This is a genomic window from Allorhizobium ampelinum S4 (assembly GCF_000016285.1).
GTDB lineage: Bacteria > Pseudomonadota > Alphaproteobacteria > Rhizobiales > Rhizobiaceae > Allorhizobium > Allorhizobium ampelinum.
The window spans coordinates 3,506,280-3,525,770 of the sequence record NC_011989.1 but is presented as its reverse complement, the minus strand read 5'-3'; the positions used below and the strand labels follow the sequence as shown (position 1 = coordinate 3,525,770).

Annotated in this window: 20 protein-coding genes; 12 read left to right on the top strand and 8 right to left on the bottom strand. The window is 57.9% G+C overall.

Annotated elements, in window-relative coordinates; all coding sequences use genetic code 11:
- The first annotated feature begins 313 nt into the window (after positions 1-313).
- Both AVI_RS16545 and AVI_RS16535 read left to right on the top strand, forming a co-directional pair.
- Positions 314-1,066 carry a DUF1223 domain-containing protein gene (locus AVI_RS16545; RefSeq protein WP_139192362.1) on the top strand — a complete coding sequence of 251 codons (753 nt, stop codon included), beginning with the start codon at positions 314-316 and terminating at the stop codon, positions 1,064-1,066.
- A 330-nt stretch (positions 1,067-1,396) separates the two neighbouring features.
- Positions 1,397-1,816 carry a DUF2794 domain-containing protein gene (locus AVI_RS16535; RefSeq protein WP_015917441.1) on the top strand — a complete coding sequence of 140 codons (420 nt, stop codon included), beginning with the start codon at positions 1,397-1,399 and terminating at the stop codon, positions 1,814-1,816.
- A 7-nt stretch (positions 1,817-1,823) separates the two neighbouring features.
- On the opposite strand, the gene AVI_RS16530 is transcribed toward AVI_RS16535, so the two are convergent.
- From AVI_RS16530 to AVI_RS16515, 4 genes are all read right to left on the bottom strand, one after another.
- On the bottom strand, positions 1,824-2,381 hold the full coding sequence (locus tag AVI_RS16530; RefSeq protein ID WP_041697204.1) for a GNAT family N-acetyltransferase: 558 nt from the start codon (positions 2,379-2,381) through the stop codon (positions 1,824-1,826).
- A 126-nt stretch (positions 2,382-2,507) separates the two neighbouring features.
- A complete protein-coding gene (locus AVI_RS16525) occupies positions 2,508-3,278 on the bottom strand; it encodes a Bax inhibitor-1/YccA family protein (RefSeq protein ID WP_015917439.1) in 771 nt (256 codons plus the stop codon).
- Positions 3,279-3,466: 188 nt separating this feature from the next.
- On the bottom strand, positions 3,467-6,013 hold the full coding sequence (locus AVI_RS16520; RefSeq protein ID WP_015917438.1) for an ABC transporter permease: 2,547 nt from the start codon (positions 6,011-6,013) through the stop codon (positions 3,467-3,469).
- Entirely contained in the window at positions 6,010-6,726 is a 717-nt protein-coding gene (locus tag AVI_RS16515) for an ABC transporter ATP-binding protein (protein ID WP_041697201.1), read from the bottom strand. Before AVI_RS16515 ends, AVI_RS16520 begins: the two co-directional genes overlap by 4 nt.
- Before the next feature lie 254 nt (positions 6,727-6,980).
- On the opposite strand from AVI_RS16515, the gene AVI_RS16510 reads away from it, so the two are divergent.
- The 8 genes from AVI_RS16510 (at position 6,981) to AVI_RS31725 (ending at position 11,801) form a co-directional block, all read left to right on the top strand.
- Positions 6,981-7,589: an arylesterase gene (locus AVI_RS16510; RefSeq protein WP_234895277.1), complete on the top strand. Its 609-nt coding sequence runs from the start codon at positions 6,981-6,983 to the stop codon at positions 7,587-7,589.
- Between the two features lie 66 nt (positions 7,590-7,655).
- Positions 7,656-8,243: an RNA 2',3'-cyclic phosphodiesterase gene (thpR, locus tag AVI_RS16505; protein ID WP_015917435.1), complete on the top strand. Its 588-nt coding sequence runs from the start codon at positions 7,656-7,658 to the stop codon at positions 8,241-8,243.
- Positions 8,244-8,358: 115 nt separating this feature from the next.
- The gene (locus tag AVI_RS16500) at positions 8,359-8,661 is read left to right on the top strand and encodes a 4a-hydroxytetrahydrobiopterin dehydratase (protein WP_015917434.1); all 303 of its coding nucleotides are present in this window, start codon (positions 8,359-8,361) and stop codon (positions 8,659-8,661) included.
- Between the two features lie 82 nt (positions 8,662-8,743).
- Positions 8,744-9,169 carry a YkvA family protein gene (locus AVI_RS16495; RefSeq protein WP_049777323.1) on the top strand — a complete coding sequence of 142 codons (426 nt, stop codon included), beginning with the start codon at positions 8,744-8,746 and terminating at the stop codon, positions 9,167-9,169.
- A gap of 281 nt (positions 9,170-9,450) precedes the next feature.
- A complete protein-coding gene (locus AVI_RS16490) occupies positions 9,451-9,960 on the top strand; it encodes an invasion associated locus B family protein (protein ID WP_015917432.1) in 510 nt (169 codons plus the stop codon).
- 298 nt (positions 9,961-10,258) lie between these two features.
- The gene (gene rlmN, locus AVI_RS16485; RefSeq protein ID WP_409065482.1) at positions 10,259-11,437 is read left to right on the top strand and encodes a dual-specificity RNA methyltransferase RlmN; all 1,179 of its coding nucleotides are present in this window, start codon (positions 10,259-10,261) and stop codon (positions 11,435-11,437) included.
- A gap of 14 nt (positions 11,438-11,451) precedes the next feature.
- Positions 11,452-11,676 carry a hypothetical protein gene (locus tag AVI_RS16480; RefSeq protein ID WP_015917430.1) on the top strand — a complete coding sequence of 75 codons (225 nt, stop codon included), beginning with the start codon at positions 11,452-11,454 and terminating at the stop codon, positions 11,674-11,676.
- Positions 11,673-11,801 carry a hypothetical protein gene (locus tag AVI_RS31725; protein WP_272481455.1) on the top strand — a complete coding sequence of 43 codons (129 nt, stop codon included), beginning with the start codon at positions 11,673-11,675 and terminating at the stop codon, positions 11,799-11,801. The genes AVI_RS16480 and AVI_RS31725 overlap by 4 nt, the downstream gene beginning before the upstream one ends.
- A 6-nt stretch (positions 11,802-11,807) precedes the next feature.
- On the opposite strand, the gene AVI_RS16475 is transcribed toward AVI_RS31725, so the two are convergent.
- The 3 genes from AVI_RS16475 to AVI_RS16465 all read right to left on the bottom strand — a co-directional run bounded on the left by AVI_RS16475 (position 11,808) and on the right by AVI_RS16465 (position 14,338).
- On the bottom strand, positions 11,808-12,449 hold the full coding sequence (locus AVI_RS16475; RefSeq protein WP_015917429.1) for a LysE family translocator: 642 nt from the start codon (positions 12,447-12,449) through the stop codon (positions 11,808-11,810).
- 81 nt (positions 12,450-12,530) lie between these two features.
- The gene (locus AVI_RS16470) at positions 12,531-13,346 is read right to left on the bottom strand and encodes a hypothetical protein (protein WP_015917428.1); all 816 of its coding nucleotides are present in this window, start codon (positions 13,344-13,346) and stop codon (positions 12,531-12,533) included.
- 137 nt (positions 13,347-13,483) lie between these two features.
- Complete coding sequence (locus tag AVI_RS16465) at positions 13,484-14,338, bottom strand: SDR family NAD(P)-dependent oxidoreductase (protein ID WP_015917427.1); 855 nt, start codon at positions 14,336-14,338, stop codon at positions 13,484-13,486.
- 323 nt (positions 14,339-14,661) lie between these two features.
- Here AVI_RS16465 and AVI_RS16460 point away from each other — a divergent pair, with 323 nt between their 5' ends.
- Positions 14,662-15,891 (top strand): argininosuccinate synthase, encoded by a 1,230-nt coding sequence (locus AVI_RS16460; protein WP_015917426.1) that lies wholly within the window; start codon positions 14,662-14,664, stop codon positions 15,889-15,891.
- Positions 15,892-15,937: 46 nt separating this feature from the next.
- On the opposite strand, the gene AVI_RS16455 is transcribed toward AVI_RS16460, so the two are convergent.
- Positions 15,938-17,116, bottom strand: coding sequence for a multidrug effflux MFS transporter (locus tag AVI_RS16455; protein WP_015917425.1), 1,179 nt, complete (start codon positions 17,114-17,116; stop codon positions 15,938-15,940).
- 247 nt (positions 17,117-17,363) lie between these two features.
- Here AVI_RS16455 and AVI_RS16450 point away from each other — a divergent pair, with 247 nt between their 5' ends.
- Positions 17,364-19,448 carry a M3 family metallopeptidase gene (locus AVI_RS16450; protein ID WP_015917424.1) on the top strand — a complete coding sequence of 695 codons (2,085 nt, stop codon included), beginning with the start codon at positions 17,364-17,366 and terminating at the stop codon, positions 19,446-19,448.
- Positions 19,449-19,491: the final 43 nt, after the last annotated feature.

Here is a 19,491-nt window from a genome sequence, read left to right as displayed (position 1 = left end):
CTCGACCATGAGCAGACAGATCGGTGATGTGGCGGGGCTTAAGACCAGGTTCATGTGACCGGTTTAAATTGCTTTGACATGTTTATGCAGTATGGACAGCGTAAGCCGGGCTGGCTGCAAGGACCGGCTGCAAAGGGGGGCAGGTCCGAGCAGTATCGGATTGGCGGCTAGAGACGCTTAGACTGCGATCATCGGCGCGATGCCGCGCTATTGTGGCCGGGCTTTAAGGGTTGAATAAAGGGGAGGGTTGAAGAATGGGGCAGTATCGATGGTTTCGATGAAGGTTACGGCAATCCCTGGAAAAGGCCTCCTTATGGGCCTGATGATGTGCTTGGCGGGTGCCTCAGTCGTCAAGGCTGAGGACGTGCGTTCGCCGAAGGGGGTTGTCGAGCTTTTTACGTCGCAGGGCTGTGTGTCATGCCCACCCGCCGACCGTGCCTTTGAAGCGCTCGCCAAACAACCTGATGTGATCGCATTGGCCTACCATGTCGATTACTGGAACTACCGTGGTTGGACCGATACGCTCGGGTCCCCTGGCAATACTGCCCGCCAATATGCTTATGCACGAAGCTTCGGCAGAAGCGGTGTCTATACGCCCCAGGCTGTGGTCAATGGCACGATGCAGATGAAGGGTACCGATGCGGCGACGCTTTCGGGAAAACTGGATGGGCTGCGGGCCAGCGGCAATGGATTGTCAGTCAAGGTTGACGCGGCCATTCAAGGCGACGCACTGTCTGTGTCAATCGGCAATGGCCAAGGCCGCGCTGATGTGATCGTCGTCTATTTCAAGCGTCGAAAAGATGTCGAGGTCCTGAAGGGTGAAAACAAGGGCCAGCGCATGACCTATTGGAACAGCGTCAGCGACATTCAATCTGTCGGCATGTGGCATGGCGATAGTTTGAAACTGACCCTGCCATCCAAGGTTCTGCGCAGCAATGATTGTGATGGATTTGCAGTCTTGCTTCAGTCTTCGACGCAAAATGGAGAGCCCGGCCGTATCGTCGGCGCAGCGATGGTGATGGCTCAATCCGCAGGAAATGAGAGTGCTAAGCAGCTCAATCCCTGATTGGCAAACAGTCTGCGCATGGCGCGCCCACAGGTCTCACATACAATATTATGTCTTCAGCGGGTCCGGCCGGGAACATTGGGGGGCTGGGGGTAAGGGGTCAATGCGCCAGACCGGACCCTTGACGCTGACGCGTCAACTGAAGACGGTGCAATCTCGTCTGCAATTGGGGCGCTGTTTTGACCGAAATACGGCGAAGGAAAAAAACCTTCCGAAATGGTACAGGTTGAGCTTTTTGGCGCAAACCGCTTACGCAGTTACGCTCTTGCAATTTGATGCCTGTCAGGCAAACTGTCACCGGCTTGTCATGAAAAGCACGAAGGAGCCCCAATGACCGATCAGCCGGATTTACCTCGCGAAGTCCCGCCCGTCACTCCTGAAACTGGCCAGCGCCCGGGCAACAGACCTGCTCCCGTGGTGGATCTTAGGGATTACAAGCAGAATCTTGATCCGTTACCGGTCACTTTTCATCGTACGGAATTGGATGCGATCCTATGGGTCTATGGCCGAATGGTTGGGGAAGGGGAGTGGCGCGATTACGCGCTCGACCACCTGAAAGACAAGGCGGTGTTTTCCGTATTCAAGCGCTCCGGTGAGATGCCTTTGTATCGGATCGAGAAAAATCCGAAGCTTGCGGCAAAGCAGGGGGCCTTTTCGGTGGTCAATACCCACGGAATGATCTTGAAGCGTGGCCATGACCTGCGCCAGGTGCTGAAAGTGTTCGACAAGGTTTTAAAACTGGTCGAATAGAGCATCCTTATGCTTTGAACAGGCTTCCAGGATAGGATTTTTCGTCGGGCAGGGTTTGGTTGCCCTCGCCGAGCGCGCGCTGCATGAAAACGGTGTCGAGCCAGGTTCCGTGCTTGAAGCCGGAGCCGTTGATACCACCCGCATGGGTAAAGCCTAGGCTGCGATGGACGCCGATTGATGCGGGATTAGCGCCGCCGATTACCGCGATCATCTGCCGGAAACCCAGTGCTGTGCATTGCGCCACCAGATCGGTCAGCAGCGCCTTGCCGATCCCCTTGCCTTGGGCTGCCTCTGCCAGATAAATCGAATCCTCCACCAGCCAGCGATAGGCGGGCCGAGTGCGAAAGGCCGAGGCATAGGCATAGCCGAGCAGACTGCCATCATCATCCTCAGCGACGATATAGGGATAGAACTGAGAGGTGATCGTTTCCATCCGGTGCGCCATCTCGGCTTCGTCGGGTGGCGTGATTTCATAGCTGGCCTTTCCGGTTAGAATGGCATGCCTATAAATCTCGGTGATGTGGGGGATGTCGGCTGGAGTGGCTGCGCGGATTTGCACGGGCATAGGACTTTCTACGCTGAGAAACAGTGTAGATTTCGTCTTGCATAGCCAGACGCTTACGGCAAGACGGCGCATGAAAAAGGGCGACCCGAAGGCCGCCCCGATGTTATCCTGTTGCGCTGTTCCGGGTTAACGACGGTCGCCCATGAAGCGAAGCATGAACAGGAACAGGTTGATGAAGTCGAGGTAAAGGGTCAGCGCACCCAGGATAGCCTTGCGGCCAGCCGTATCGGCACCATCCTGCTCGAAATACATTTCCTTGATCTTCTGCGTGTCGTAGGCGGTCAGGCCTGCGAAGATCACAACACCGATAGCCGAAACAGCAAAGGCCAGCGCCGAAGACTGAAGGAAGATGTTGACCAGCGAAGCGATGATCAGACCGAACAGGCCCATGATCAGGAACGAACCCATCGCGCTCAGGCTACGCTTGGTGGTGTAACCATAGAGCGACAGGGCGCCGAACGATGCAGCCGTGACGAAGAAGGTCTGTACCACGCTCTGGCCGGTATAGATCAGCAGGATGGACGACAGCGACAGACCCACCAGACCTGCATAGACCAGGAAGGTGGTGCGGGCCGCAGATACGCTCATCGACTGGATCTTGAAGCTCAGGAAAAATACCAGGCCGATAGGAGCCAGCATGATCACCCATTTCAGCGGGCTACCGTAAATGGCAGCGCCAAGGCTGGTCAGCATGATGCCGTTGCCGAATTGTCCGACAGCCTGGGATGTGTCGGTCGTGGTGGCAAGCATGGCGATCACGTAAGCCGCAACGCCGGTAATCGCCAGTCCAAGACCCATCAGGTTATAGACCTTCAGCATGTAGCTGCGCAGGCCCTGGTCGATCATCTCGGCCGAACCTACCCCAGTACGCGCCTGATAATTGCGAAAATCAGACATGGTTTCCTCTCATTAAGCCCCGGATTGTTCACGGTGCGGGACAGTGTCCCAAGCGCCGCTGCGGGGCTCCAGCATGCGTAGCGTCAATATGGGAGCAATAACGCTATAGAACAAGGGCTTTTGCGTTAAACCTCGGTAATGTGGCCTCTGGTCATCCAGTTCGGTTAACGGCCAAGGCCGCATCCCTGTCAGAGTTCCCGCAGAACCGGCGCTGCCTTCTGCCCCAGAACCCGCCATGTTCCGGCAAGACCGATGCCGATCGTCGTCACCAGCGCCAGCGCGACGGTGGAAACGGCGACCCCGGGAAGGAAGCTGGCGGGCAGTTTCATGATCTGGCTGACCACATACCAACCCGCAACGCTTCCGGCCAGCAGCGCGAAAATCGCCGTGGCAAGGCCAAGCAGCAGATATTCGTAGGTAAAGGCGCGGATCAGCATCGGGCGGGTCGCCCCAAGCGTTTTCAGCACCACCGCATCATGGGTGCGACCCCGATTGCCTGCCGCAAGCGCACCCGACAGCACCAGAACGGAGGAAATCAGGGCGATGGCGGCGGCGGCCCGGATGGCGACGGCCAACTGGCCAACCAGCGAATTGACCATGTCCAGCGCATCCTTCACCCGGACGCTGGTAATCGTGGGATAGGCCTTGGTGACAGCGCGCAGGATGCTGGCCTCCTGCTGCGGGCTGGCCGATGGCTCGGTCAGGGTGGCGATCCAGGCATGGGGTGCACCGGCAAAGGTATTGGGCGAAAACACCATGACAAAATTGATCGACAGGGATTGCCAATCCACCTTGCGGAAATTGGCGATTTTCGCGGTGATGGTGCGGCCCAGCACATTGACCGTTACTGTATCACCCAGCTTCAGGCCCAGTTCGCCGGCTTCTTGGGCTGAGAAAGACACCAGCGGTTCACCCTTGTAATCCGGTGTCCACCATTGCCCCTCCGTCACTGTGGCATTTTTCGGCAAGTCGGTGGCATAGGTAATACCCCGGTCGCCGCGCAGGACCCATCGGCCCTGCGGCGGCACGTTCATCTTGGCAACGTCCTGACCATTGAAAGCGGTGATTCGTCCGCGCAACATCGGCACTTCAACAACCTGTCCCTGCGGTGCCTCGCGGGCAATGATCTGGCGGAAACTGTCGAGCTGGTCGCGCTGGATATCGACAAAGAAGAAATTCGGGGCTTTTTCAGAGAGCGCACCCGTGAGATTGCGCCGCAGATTGCCGTCGATCATCGACAGTGTCACCAGAAGTGCTAAGCCAAGGCCAAGCGACAGAATGACCGAGGGCGTCAGCGCCCCGGGCCGATGGATATTGCCGACCGCCAGCCGCAGCGCAGGCGAGGGAAGCCGAGGGCTTTTCCGGGCAAGGGCTGCGACACCGTAAGCGACCAGCCGCAGCACCACGAAGCTGGCGGCCATGGCAATCAGGAAGAATATCGCCAGACGCCGGTCATAGGCGGTCAGGATCGCTAGTGCGGCAAGGGCGAGGATCGCCAGCCCCGCCACCAGCACGTAAGGCCAGGAGGGCAGGCGGCGGGTCTCGAAGCCTTGCTCGCGAAACAGCGCCGTGGTTGGCACTTGCCGCGCGTGGCCGAGCGGCATGACGGCAAAAGCCAGCGTGGTCAGCCCACCAAACAGCAGGGCCAGCAGCAGCGAGCGTGGGTAAATGGCGAAATCCGCCTGGATCGGCAGGAATTGCGCGAGATAATAGCTGGCAATCCAGGGGGCGATGGCACCAATGGCAAGGCCCAGCGCAATGCCGATGCTGGCGACCATCAGGATCTGGAACAGATAGACCATGACGACGACGGAAGCCGGTGCGCCCAGGCATTTCAGCGTGGCAATGACGCTGCGTTTACTGTCGAGAAAGGCGCGCACCGCATTGGCGACGCCGACACCGCCAACGATCAACGCCGTCAGCCCGACAAGTGTCAGGAATTGCGAAAACCGGGTGATATTTTCGGTCAGATTGGGGGCTGCCCGGTCGCTGGTGCGGATCGACCAGCCCGCATCGGGAAATTGCTGCTTGGCCTGATCCTGAATGGCCGCGAGCGACGGACTGCCAGGGTTCAGCTTGAGTTTGTAGACCTGTTCTACAAGGCTACCGGTCTGGATCAAGCCGGAGGCGGTAAGCGCTTCGCGGCTGGTGATGATGCGCGGCGCAAAGCCGAAGCCTTCGGAAATGGCATCCGGCTCGGTGGTGATGGTGCCGGTGATCACCAGCCGGACGGAGCCGACCAGCAGGCTATCGCCGATCTTTATCCCCAGCCGATCGAGCAACAAAGGGGCTGCCACTGCGCCATAAGCGTCACCGGTTTTTGTCAATAGGTCAGCCAAGGGCTGGTCCGGCGTGGAGACGAAAGTACCATAGAGCGGATAGGCACTATCGACAGCCTTGATTTCCGCCAGAGACTGATCGGACCCATCCGGCAATCGGGCCATGGAGCGCAGGCCGGTGGAGGTAGAGACGGTGCCGAGCCCCTTTAGGAAGGCACTCTCCGCCACATTGGCCTCCCGGTTGTTCAGCTCAAACCGGATGTCGCCGCCCAAAAGCGATTGCCCCTGGCTGGCGATGGACCGGGTAATCGATGTGGAGACGGAATTGACGGCGGCAATCGCTGCCGTGCCGAGGGCAATGCAGGCCAGGAAAATATAAAATCCGCCAAACCCGCCGCGCATTTCGCGGGCGCTGAGACGCAAGGCGGTTCTGAGACGTTGCAAAAATCCGCTCATGCCGAAACGGTCTCGTCCGCGAGCGTCTTGCCAGCCTTGTCATCCGGTTCGATCTGGCCTGAGCGGACCCGGACCTGTCTTGAGCAGCGACCGGCCAGCGCGGTATCGTGGGTGACAAGAACCAGCGTGGTCTTGCGCTCGGCCTGTTTGGCAAACAGCAGGTCGGCAATCTGGCGTCCGGTTGCGCCATCCAGGTTTCCAGTTGGCTCATCGGCAATCACCACGGCGGGTGAGGGGGCAAGGGCGCGGGCAATGGCGACCCGTTGCTGTTCGCCACCGGACAATTGGCCGGGATAATGGCTGAGCCGCTCGCCTAGGCCGACGGCGCGCAATTCCCGGGCGGCAATGTCGAAAGGATTTTTGATATTGGCCAGTTCCAGCGGCACGGCGACATTTTCCAGCGCCGTCATATTGGCGATCAGGTGGAAAGACTGAAAGACGATGCCGATATTGCGGCCGCGAAAATCGGCCAGCGCATCTTCACTCAAGCCATGCAGCGCGGTGCCGTTGATGTGGATTTCGCCGCTGTCCAGCCGTTCCAGCCCGGCCAGCACCATCAGCAGCGTCGATTTGCCCGAACCGGAGGGGCCGACGATGCCGATTGATTCGCCTTCTGAAATATCCAGGTCCATACCCCTGAGGACGTGGACCGAGGCGGCGGCATTGCCAAGGGTGAGATCGGCTTTTCTGAGCTGAATGATGGTTTGTCTCACGCGGTTTTCGTCCTATATGAGGTTCAAGGGCTTTAACGCCTTGGCGATGTCCGGTCGGGCATCATGATCGTCTACGCGAATTTAGGAAAGCCATCATGGGTTTTAAACCTGTCCCCCTTCAATTCGCCGTCATAGTGGTGGCTAGCCTGCTCGCAGGCGGTAGTTTTGCCCTGCCGAGCGTCGCTCAGGAACAGGCTCCGCAAGGCCAGCCAGCGGAACAGTCCATGCCTGATCAGCCTCCCGCGGACCAGTCCATGCCGGAGGATGCAACGGGGGATACGCCGGTGGCGGAAGCGCAAGTGCAATTGATCGGGCTTGGTGACAGCCTGATGGCCGGCTATCAGCTTCAGGGCGACGAGGCCTTGACGAGCCAGCTGGAAAAAGCCCTGCATGACAAGGGCATGAATGTCAGTATCGGCAATGCAGGCGTGTCCGGCGATACCACGGAAGGCGGGCTGGCGCGGGTTGACTGGTCGGTGCCGGATGGAACGCAGGGCGTTATCCTGGAACTTGGCGCCAACGATGCGCTGCGCGGTATTGCGCCGGAAGAGAGTGAAAAAAACCTGGCGGCGATCATCGAAAAATTGCAGGCCCGCAAGATTGGCGTGCTGCTGGTGGGGATGATTGCGCCGCCCAATATGGGGGCGGATTATGCCAAGAGGTTTAATCCGATCTATCAGCGTCTGGCTGAAAAATATAAAATTCCGCTTTATCCCTTTATCCTTGAGGGCGTCGTGACTGATGCCACGTTGAAACTGGGCGATGGCATGCATCCCAACGCCAAGGGCGTGGGGGTGATGGTCGAGCATATGCTGCCCGCCGTCCAGAGTTTCGCGAAAGGTTTGGAGGATAAGGTGAATTAACGACTTGCTTACCCTTTGCAAGCATGATTCGTTGTTAGCATCTGCAAAAGATTCGGGGAGCTCTCCATGCCGAGATTGTTCACTGCCCTCGAAATTCCGCGCAACGTGGCCTTGAGCCTGTCTTTGCTGCGCGGCGGGCTTCCGGGAGCCCGATGGATCGATGTGGAAAATTACCATATCACCCTTCGGTTCATAGGCGATATCGACGGGCGCACCGCCGATGAGATCGTCGATAGGCTGGATCGCATCGACCGGCCGGAATTCCAGCTCAGTCTGAACGGCATCGGGTCCTTCGGGTCGAAAAAACCGCATTCCATCTGGGCAGGTGTTACACCGCATCCGCAGATGACGGCGCTCCAGGGCGAAATCGAGCGGATCTGCCAACGAGTGGGGCTGCCACCCGACCCCCGAAAGTTTATGCCGCATGTGACACTGGCGCGGCTGAAGTCATCGAGACTGGATGACGTTGTTCATTATTTATCAGGGCGCGGTAATTTCCAGACCGCGCCCTTTTTCGTTCCAAGATTCGTGCTGATGTCCTCCAAGGAATCGGTGGGGGGTGGCCCTTATCTGAAGGAGGAAATCTTCCCCCTCTATGAAGAGCGCTCAGAGGTCAGTTTTTCAGAACATGCCGAGCATTCGCTGAACGGATAAGCCCAATCTGAAAACGGACGTCAAAGGAACTTTTTGCGCTCGAATGGCTTGTCTGATGAGCGCTCCTCGCCATGTCGGCGAGTGATATGCTGCGGCGGTCAGATTGGAATTGATCATGCGATATGAACGACTTGCGCCGGAGGCGATTCCCGGCGCTCTGCGCGATCTGGATGGGTGGAGCCTGTCTGAACAGGGCGACGCGATCACCAAGGAATTTTCCTTCGACGATTTTGCGCAAGCCTTCGGCTTCATGACGGAATGCGCCATCATTGCTGAAAAAATGGGCCATCATCCGGAATGGTTCAATGTTTACAGGCGTGTCGATGTGCGGTTGACCACCCATGATGTCGGTGGATTGACCGGGCATGATCTGAAGCTGGCAGCTGCCATGGACCAGGTCGCAAAGCGGCGCGTTTGACAGAAACACTCGCCATTCCCATATCAGGGTCCACACCCCACGTTGGAGAGTGAGAAAGAGGAAGGTCATGGGCGAGGCGAAACTGGACGATGTGAAGATTGGTGAAATTCTTCTGCCGGGCGATGAAGCCGAACAGCAAAAGCAGGAGCAAAAGCTGAGCCGCACCTTCTGGCCGAAGATGCGCAAAGCCATTCGTCACATCCCGTTTTCCCGGGATGTGATTGCCGCTTTCTACTGCGCGACGGATCGGCAGACGCCGCTTAGGGTGCGGGGCATCCTGCTGGCGGCGCTTGGCTATTTCGTCCTGCCGTTTGATGCCATTCCCGACATGCTGGCCTTTGTCGGCTTTACCGACGACATTGCCGTGCTGACGACTGCGCTGGCGATGATCAACGGCCATATCAAGGAACGTCATTACGATGCAGCCGATGCCGTCTTGGCCGATGACGGCGATCCGGTGCAAGGTGGGGAAAAAAGCGCACCACATGGGCAGGCTGAGCGGGGCTGATTGCGACATTTTCAACTATGGCGCCAGTCTCTTGCGCCATAGTCCAATTCCTGCCTGATTCCTTGTGTTCTACCAGAGGGCCGGTTGATCTGCCGGTGCCTTCAATCTGTACCATTTTCGGAAAAGGACTGACTGGAAGCATGGATTTGTCGGCTATAAGCTGTGCATTTCGTGTCTCGTTGACGGTTTGGTAACCAAAATTAAGTCAAATTGAATGAGGTTTCGAGGCTGGACACGAGACTGTTTGTCTTGGCGTCCGACGAAAAAGCGGCAGGAAGAAAATGTTTGTAAAAAGAATCGCAACCGCAGTCGCAATCATGCTGGCATTCGCCGATGTGGCCGCAGCGCAATCGCCAAGCCCGACGCGGATCGAGCAGTTCAAGGCTTGGGGTGCTTATTCCTACAAGTCCGGCAATAGCACGGTCTGCTATGTGCTGTCGGTGCCGACCACGAAGGAACCGCCCTCTGTCAATCACGGCGATATTTTCTTCATCGTCTCGCAGCGTCCCGGCCAGAACATTTCCTACGAGCCGCAGGCGATGATGGGCTACACGCTGAAGACCGGTTCCAAGGTGACGGTGAAGATCGACGCCAAGAGCTTTACGATGTTTACCAAAGACAGTGCTGCCTGGGTGGAAAACGCCGCGGAAGAGCCAGCTTTGGTCGCCGCGATGAAGGTCGGCAAGACCATGAGCGTCCAGGCCGTTTCCGGTCGTGGCACGCCAACCAATTACGCCTATTCGCTTCAGGGTATTTCCGATGCCTTGAAACGCATTGAAAAGTGCAAATAATATTTGCTTCATGATGCGACGAAGGCCGGGTCTCCCGGCCTTTTTGCGTTTTGGGATGACGTCGCGGCATTTTGATGATAAAGGCCCGGCAAATGCGGTCTTGAAGGCTGCCGCGCCGTTGTCTGCTGATGATGGGGCGTTATCGATTTCTTGCACACAGCAAAGTTGAAAAATAGAGTGCGAAGGCCCGCGTCATTTTATGGCTGCTAGGCTGTCGATCACTTGGTTTTGATGAGGTTAAGCGATGGCTGCCACGGAAATTATCATTGAGCGGACGCCCCAGGCGCGGCCCGCCGCCATGACAGGCGCTACCAAGCCGACCCTGATCGGCCAGACCCGTGAGGAAATGGGCGAGATGCTGCGCGAGATCGGCGTGGCCGACAAGCAGGTGCGGATGCGCGTCGCCCAGTTGTGGAACTGGATCTATGTGCGCGGCGTCTCCGATTTCGACCAGATGACCAATGTCGCCAAGGACATGCGCGAGAAGCTCAAGGCGCATTTCACCATTGCCCGGCCTGAAATCGTTGAGGAACAGGTCTCCAATGACGGCACCCGCAAGTGGTTGCTGCGCTATCCGCCGCGCGGTGCCGGGCGTCCGGTGGAGGTGGAATGCGTCTATATTCCGGAAGAGGGCCGGGGGACGCTCTGCGTTTCCAGCCAGGTGGGCTGCACGCTGACCTGCACCTTCTGTCACACCGGTACGCAAAAGCTGGTGCGCAACCTGACGGCGGAAGAAGTGCTGTCGCAACTGTTGCTGGCCCGCGACCGGCTGGGCGATTTTCCCGACCGCGATGCGCCTGTCGGCGCGATGGTGCCGAATGAGGGCCGCAAGATCACCAATATGGTGATGATGGGCATGGGCGAGCCGCTTTATAATTTCGAGGAAGTGAAAAAGGCGCTGCTGATTGCCTCGGATGGCGATGGGTTGTCGCTTTCCAAGCGCCGCATCACGCTTTCGACCTCCGGCGTCGTGCCGGAAATCTACCGCACCGGCGATGAAATCGGCGTGATGCTGGCGATTTCGCTGCATGCGGTGCGCGACGAATTGCGCGACCTTCTGGTGCCGATCAACAAGAAATATCCGCTGAAAGACCTGATTGAAGCCTGTCGCAATTATCCGGGCCTGTCCAATGCCCGGCGCATTACCTTTGAATATGTGATGCTGAAGGATGTGAACGACAGTCTTGAGGATGCCAAGGGCCTGATTCAGCTGTTGAAGGGCATTCCGTCCAAGATCAATCTCATTCCCTTCAATCCCTGGCCGGGCACCAATTACCAGTGTTCTGACTGGGACCAGATCATGAAATTTGCCGATTTCATCAATTCGGCAGGCTATGCCTCACCGATCCGCACCCCGCGCGGCCGCGATATTCTGGCGGCCTGCGGACAGTTGAAGTCGGAATCGGAACGGATGCGCAAGACCGAGCGTCTGGCCTATGAGGCGATGATGATCGTTGGCCATGGCGAGGATGATTAAGGCGAGGACGATTGATGGAAATTGCCGTTCGCAATGAACGAACCAAGCTAACGGCAACCTATATCAATGGCGTTGCCATCGCGATTTTTGCCGTTGGAGGTTTTGCGCCTGTCATCTCGACAGTCAATAGCGGCCATGGTCCGAACGGAAATCTCGCTCTTGTGTGTTCCATTTGCATTTTAGCGTCTGTGGCATTACATTTGTTAGCGCGGAAGATATTGAAAGGTCTGAAGCCATGAGCACAGAGCAATTTCTGACAATGTTGATCATGCCCATCGGTGGCCTGATGATCGGCTTTTTCATGCTCTTCATCACCCGCAAGGATCGTATTGACGCTGAAAAATCGCGCAAACACGTTCATTGATCTGGCTTATCGCGCTTGGGTCATCAGGATCTTGGCGGCGAAGACTGAAAACACGCCTGCAAAGGTGTAATCCATTCCCCTCAGCACTTTCGGGTTTTGTTGCAGCCAGCCAGCCAGCTTGTCGGCGGCCAGCACGATGGCGACCGTGACGGGTAGCGACACCAGCATGAACCAGAAACCGAGGAACAGCAGCTTGCCTGTGACATCAGGGTCATGGGCGGTGACGAATTGCGGCAGGAAGGTCATGAAGAAAATGATAACCTTGGGGTTGAGCAGATTGACCCAGATCCCGTTGAGAAAAGCCGCCTTCACGCTACCCTTTGCGCCCGCTTCAGGCGTGGCGACGAATTTTGAGCCGTGGCGGATCGCCTGAAAGGCGAGCCAGGCCAGATAAGCAGCCCCACCGCTTTTTAGGATCAGAAAGGCCGTTGGCGAAGCAACGATCAGGGCGGAGACCCCGAAAGCCACCAGCATCGTATGGACCGCAATCCCGAGATTGGTGCCGAGCAGCACGGCAAGACCCGCCGCCTTGCCATCGCGCAGCGCCCGGCTGATGGAGAGTGTCATGTCCGGCCCCGGCGTCGCGGCCAGCAACAGGCAGGCGGCTGTGAAGGCTAGAAGGGTCGGTAGGCCCGGAATGAAGGTCATGACTATCTCGCATGGCATATGAAAAAGTATCGCGGGCCATGTTACGATCCGCGATCCCTTTTCAGCAAGCGGATGCGAGGCTTATTTTTGCTCTCTGGTGGGTTCCAGCTGTGATGGATGGACCAGTTTCACCCGTTTTTCGGGATGAATACCGAAGACCTTTTCAAAGTCCACAGCTCCGAGAAGGTCCGCGGCCTGATCCAGCATATGCTGGTTACGCGCATTGATCAGCTCAATCGAAGGCGCTGCCGTGCCTGGCAGGTCCATTGCCATGTAAGATGCGACCGTGTCTCGCAAGTCCAGCAGTTTTTGCAGCTTTTCGGGCTGGTCGCCGAGTGTCTGGCGGGCATGGTCGAGAAAATCGTCTGGCAGGTCGCTCATCGCATCCTCTTCCCGGATCGCTCCGCTGGTCTCACCCGCTGTGCAGGTGGCGATCTTCTTTGCCCATGCGGCCTTGCGGGTGCCATAGGTACCATAGAGAAAGGTACTCAAGGCATATCCGGCTGCGCCCTTGACCGTCAAAGGCGCTGTCGTTGCCGTTTTCGTTGCATACAGCACTTGGTTGGCAATCTGATGGCAAACGCCATTCACACCATAGACCAGAATGGTTCCGTTCGGGGGCGAATTGGAAAGCGATCCCTCGACATTGGGTTCGACAAGGCAGCTGGCAACGGCGGTGTTGCCGTCCTGCTGGGCAAGCAGGCCGTTTGGATAATCATCGGTGGAGCCGGTGGCGTGAAAATCACCCCAGCAATACCAATAGGTTTGTCCGGCCTGTGTCACTGCATCGATTGTCGCATAGGGGGTAACCCTGTTGTCATAGGTCGTGACCCAGGTGTGATCGAGAGGATTGCCTTCGAAAAATGCGGGATTAACCCAGGCGTAAAAAATTGTCATGAAACACCTCCATAAGAATGGAGATATTTATACACGCATAACGAGAAATTTAAATCGAATTCTCGTAAATTTAGCCAGGCCGTGGCAGATGTCGAGAGCCAACTGTCACAGCCTGACGCTTAACATATAAAGGCCATTCAGCCTTTCAGATGTGCCTTGAATGCTTCGTCGTAATCCGGGTGCCAGCGCGACAGCGGTGGACGGTTTTCGATGATGTCACCGGCAGCCCAGGCGATACGCTTTTCATCCACGGCCCGTTGCACATCGTTGTCAGGGCAGAGAATGTAGAAATCGCCGCGTTTGAGGCTGTCCAGCATGAAATCCACCGTCTGTTCCGGGGTCCAGGCCGCGTCAGGTTTTGTTGTCCGCTCGCCAGCAGTCAGACCGGTGAAGACGAAGCCGGGGATCAGCAGATGGGCGCTGACATTACAGTCCGGCGTGTTGCGCAGTTCATGCTGCAAGGCCTCGGTGAACGCTTTGACCCCGGCCTTGGCAACATTATAGGCGGGATCGCCCGGCGGGGTGGTGATGCCCTGCTTGGAGCCGGTATTGATGATGATGGCCGGGTCCCTGTGGGCGATCATATCAGGCCCGAATACCCTGGTGCCATGGATGACGCCCATCAGGTTGACAGCAAACACATTGTCCCAGTTGACCTGTGGCCCGAACAGGCTGCTGCCCGGCTGGATGCCGGCATTGTTCATCAGCAGGTGGACACGCCCGAAGCGTTGGAGCACGGCGCGCTCCAGGGCTTCCAGTTCATCCAGCTTGCTGACGTCTGTCTCGATGGCGACGATATCGCTCTCCGGATTTTCCGAGACTGTGGCGACTTCGCTGCGCGCATGGGCAAGCGCGTCTCCGCCGAGATCGGCGAGCACCACGCACATGCCCTGGCTGGCGAAAGCCTTGGCGGCGGCAAGGCCGATGCCGGAGGCTGCCCCGGTGACGACCGCGACCTTGCCCTTGGCAATTACCGATTGAATGTCGGTCATGTCTTGCTCCTTTGATGGCTCGGAAAAGGCCCATGCTGGAAGAGCATGAACCTTTCCAATTCTATCGTTTCTATGCAATTCCTGGCTGAAATGCTTGAATCTGCCCGTGGAATTGTCGCATTCACGACATTCGGCATATGGGACAGAGGGCCTCCAAGTCAAATCACGCCCGGTTTTTTGATCTGCCTCCTGCCTTTCCTCTACCCGCATCGAGAATGTCCGGTGGCTTCACCCTTGCATGGCGCGCCAATCCGGCTAAAAGTGCCTCCAACCCGAGGAGGCCCGGTTCAGTGGCCTCGCCCAGACACACGGACTTCGCACTCATGGTACTTCCGAAAGACGTCAAAAAGGTCGTTCTCGCCTATTCCGGCGGTCTCGATACCTCGATCATCCTGAAATGGCTCCAGACCGAACTCGGTGCTGAAGTCGTGACATTCACCGCCGATCTCGGCCAGGGCGAAGAACTGGAACCGGCCCGCAAGAAAGCGGAAATGCTGGGCATCAAGGAAATCTTCATCGAGGATGTCCGCGAAGAGTTCGTCCGCGATTTCGTCTTCCCGATGTTCCGCGCCAATGCCGTCTATGAAGGCGTCTACCTGCTCGGCACTTCGATTGCCCGTCCGCTGATTTCCAAGCATCTGATCGAGATTGCCAAGAAGACCGGCGCCGACGCCATTGCCCATGGCGCGACCGGCAAGGGCAATGACCAGGTTCGCTTCGAGCTTTCGGCCTACGCGCTAAACCCTGATATCAAGATCATCGCCCCTTGGCGCGATTGGGCTTTCAAGAGCCGCACCGATTTGCTGGCCTTTGCTGAAGCAAACCAGATCCCGGTCGCCAAGGACAAGAAGGGCGAAGCGCCGTTCTCCGTCGATGCCAACCTGTTGCATTCCTCTTCCGAGGGCAAGGTTCTGGAAGACCCGTCCCAGGAAGCGCCGGAATATGTGCATATGCGCACGATTTCGCCGGAAGCTGCTCCCGACAAGGCGACCACTATCAAGGTTGGCTTTGAAAAGGGCGATGCCGTGTCGATCAACGGCGTGCGGATGAGCCCGGCGACGCTGCTGGCCGAACTCAACACCTATGGCCGTGACAACGGCATTGGCCGTCTGGACCTGGTTGAAAACCGCTTCGTCGGCATGAAGAGCCGTGGTGTTTACGAGACCCCTGGCGGCACCATCCTGTTGACGGCCCACCGCGCCATCGAATCGATCACGCTGGATCGTGGCGCTGCTCATCTCAAGGATGAGCTGATGCCGCGCTATGCTGAGCTGATCTATTACGGTTTCTGGTTCTCGCCGGAGCGGGAAATGTTGCAGGCGATGATCGACAAGAGCCAGGAACATGTCGAAGGCGAAGTGACGCTGAAGCTCTACAAGGGCAATGTCATGGTCATCGGTCGCGAATCGCCAAAGTCGCTCTATTCCGACCAGCTCGTCACCTTCGAAGACGACCAGGGCGCCTATGATCAGAAGGATGCAGCGGGCTTCATTAAGCTCAATGCGCTCCGTCTGCGCACGCTGGCCAAGCGCAATCTCGGCAAGTCATCATAGGATTTGAAAGATTTGAAACCGTCGCCGGGAGACTGGCGGCGGTTTTTTATTGGACCTGTTTCCAGGCACGAAGGAAGCCGACATAGGCGACAATCGCCATCCATTCCATCAGGGGAATGATGGTGCCGAAGGCTGTCAGCGGATCGCCGAGCCAGGAAGCGGCAAGGCCGCCCAGGAAACCGCAGCTCATCTGCACGAACCCCATCAGGGCCGCCGCCGACCCTGCCAGTTTTGGATGTGGCAACAGACCTGCGGTGGAGATGTCGGGAATGACGAAGGCCATGCCGAAAGAGCAGACGGCGACCGGTCCCATGATGGACAGATAAGTCGGGGTCAGCAGATGGGTGGACAAAAAGATCAGCAATCCACCGCAGCCAGCCAGCGCCAGCCCGAAGCGTAGCGCCTGACCGGGCACCAAATGCTTTGATACCAGCCGCAGCGCCACTGAACCGGCGAAATAGGAGCCGGTTTGCATCAACATGCCAAGACCGAATTGCGCTGGCGACAACCCGACCTTGTTGATCAGGACGAAAGGCAGCATGGTCGATTGCGCATAAAGTGCGCCGACACAGCCGCCCAGAACCAGGGCCGAGCATAGCACCCGCCGGTCGGCAATCAAGGTTGCGTAAGAGGCGATGAGCCGTGCCGGGCGGATCATCTGCCGGTCCGGCACCGCCGTTTCCGCCATTAGCATAGCGACCGTGACGATACTGATCGCCCCAAACCCGACCATCAGCAGAAACACCGATTGCCAGCCGAAGGCGACAAGTGCCAGCCCACCGACGGTCGGCCCCATGGCCGGTCCGATGGCCAGCATAATGCCGATCATATTGATGATCCGAGACGCCTGCTCCCCGACGAACTGGTCGCGGACCATGGCGCGCGACACCGTGACCCCGACGGATGCGCCGATGCCCTGAATGATGCGCCCGGCCAGCAGGAACTCGACAGAGGGCGCAAAGGCGGCGGCCAGGCTGCCGAGGAGGTAGATGCCCAGAAAGCCCAGCGTTGCATGGCGTCGTCCGAACGCATCCGAACACGGGCCGGACAGCAATTGCGCGCAGGCAAAACCCGCAAAATAGAGTGACAGGCTGAGCTTGATGGCCGCATCCGTGGTGGAAAAGGCATGGACCATTTGCGGCATGGCGGGCGTGTAGATCGCCATGGACAGCGGCCCGATCATGGTCAACAGCGCACCAAGCAGGGAGGTGCGGTTCTCGCTCATCCGGGACGGCGGGGTGGATGATCTCGTCATGGGGCGGGGGCATATTCAACGGGCATGGGTCATTGCTAAGCCAGCCGGGGCGCAATTGAAATGGAAAATTGTTCGGGCGGTCGCTGGTCATTGCCATCGGAGTTTCCCCTGATGCCCCCATCCGCGCAACAGAGGGGTTACATAGGTGGGCATAGGGGTGACAATAGCGGGAGTGATCGCCTATATCTTTGTCATTGATGAGAAGGATTGCTTCGTGATGACATTTCCAGACCGTAATCTTGGCCCCAACGGTGCCTTTGCCACCGTCACCGAATGGAATGGGCCGCATGGCCTGCCGAATTTCACCGCCATCGGCGATGAGGATTTTGTCCCGGCTTTCGACATGGCGCTGGCTGAACACGACGCTGATATCGACACCATCGCCCATTATCCGTCGGAGCCGACATTCGACAACACCATCGTTGCGCTGGAGATAGCCGGGGACGGCCTGTCGCGGGTCTCGGCGCTGTTCTGGAACAAGGCCGGTGCCGATACCAATCAGGTTATCCAGGCGCTGGAGCGCGAGATCGCGCCGAAAATGTCGCGCCACTATTCAAAGATCAGCATGAATGCCGCACTGTTTGCCCGCGTCGATGCCTTATGGGAAAAGCGCGACAGCCTGGGCCTGACGCTGGAGCAGACCCGGGTGCTGGAGCGGCACTGGAAAGGCTTCGTCAAGGCTGGTGCCAAGCTCGCCAAGCCCGAACAGGAGCGGTTGGCGGCGATCAATGAGCGGCTGGCCAGCCTCGGTGCCAATTTCGGCCAGAATGTGCTGGGCGATGAGACCGATTGGGCATTGCCGCTGACCAGCGATGACGAGCTGGCGGGCATTCCCGATTTTCTGAAGGATGCGATGGCCTCTGCCGCGCAAGCCCGTGGCAAGGGGGAATCCTATGCCGTGACGCTGTCGCGCTCGGTCATCGTCCCCTTCCTGACCTTTTCCGAGCGGCGGGACCTGCGCGAAACAGCCTTCAAGGCCTGGGTGGCGCGTGGTGAAAACGGTGGTGAACGTGACAACCGCGCCATCGTTACCGAAACCCTGGCGCTTCGGGCGGAAAAGGCCAAGCTATTGGGCTACAAGAATTTTGCCGCCCTGAAGCTCGACAATACCATGGCCAAGACCCCGGAAGCGGTCAACGGCCTGCTGATGCAGGTCTGGGAACGCGCCGTCGCCCAAGCCGCCATCGAAGAGCAGGAATTGGCGGAGTTGATTGCCAAGGACGGTAAGAATCACGCGGTTGCGCCCTGGGATTGGCGTTTTTATGCCGAGAAGCTGCGCTCCGAGCGGTTCAATTTTTCGGAAGCTGAACTGAAGCCTTATCTGCAACTGGAAAAAATCATCGAAGCCTGCTTTGCCGTGGCGCAAAAGCTGTTCGGCATCACTGCCGTGCCGCTGAAGGACGTGAAGGGCTATCACCCCGATGTGCGGGTATTTGAAATCCGCGAGGCGGATGGGACAGTGAAGGCGCTGTTCCTTGGCGATTATTTCGCCCGGTCCTCGAAGCGCTCCGGTGCTTGGATGAGCTCCTTCCAGTCGCAGCACAAGCTGCCGCTGAAGAACGGTGCGCAGGGCGAATTGCCGATCATTTACAATGTCTGCAATTTCGCCAAGCCTGCCGAAGGCAAGCCAGCGCTGCTGTCGCTGGACGATGCCCGCACGCTATTTCATGAATTCGGTCATGCCCTGCATGGGATGCTGTCTGATGTCACTTACCCGTCAGTATCGGGCACGGCGGTGTCGCGTGACTTTGTCGAACTGCCCTCGCAGCTCTATGAACATTGGCTGACGGTGCCGGATATCCTGAAAACCTATGCCGTGCATTACCAGACCGGTGAGGCCATGCCACAGGCCTTGCTCGATAAGGTTCTGGCAGCGCAAACCTTCAATGCCGGGTTCGATACGGTCGAATTCACCTCTTCGGCGCTGGTCGATATGGCGTTTCACACCCGGGAGGATCGAGTGGCCGATCCGATGGCGGTGCAGGCCGAGATTCTCCAAAATATCGGCATGCCGTCCTCCATCGTCATGCGCCATGCCACACCGCATTTCCAACATGTGTTTTCCGGCGATGGCTATTCGGCTGGCTATTATTCCTACATGTGGTCGGAAGTGCTGGATGCCGATGCCTTCGAGGCTTTCGAGGAAACCGGCAATGCCTTCGACCCTGATATGGCAGAGCGCCTGAAGGACAATATCTACGCCATTGGCGGTGCAGTGGACCCGGAAGAAACCTACAAGGCTTTCCGTGGCCGGTTGCCGAGCCCGGAAGCGATGTTGAAGAAGCGCGGGCTTGCGGCATAAGCCCTTTGGCTGCTGTTGCAGGAAATTTAACGAAACTGTCACG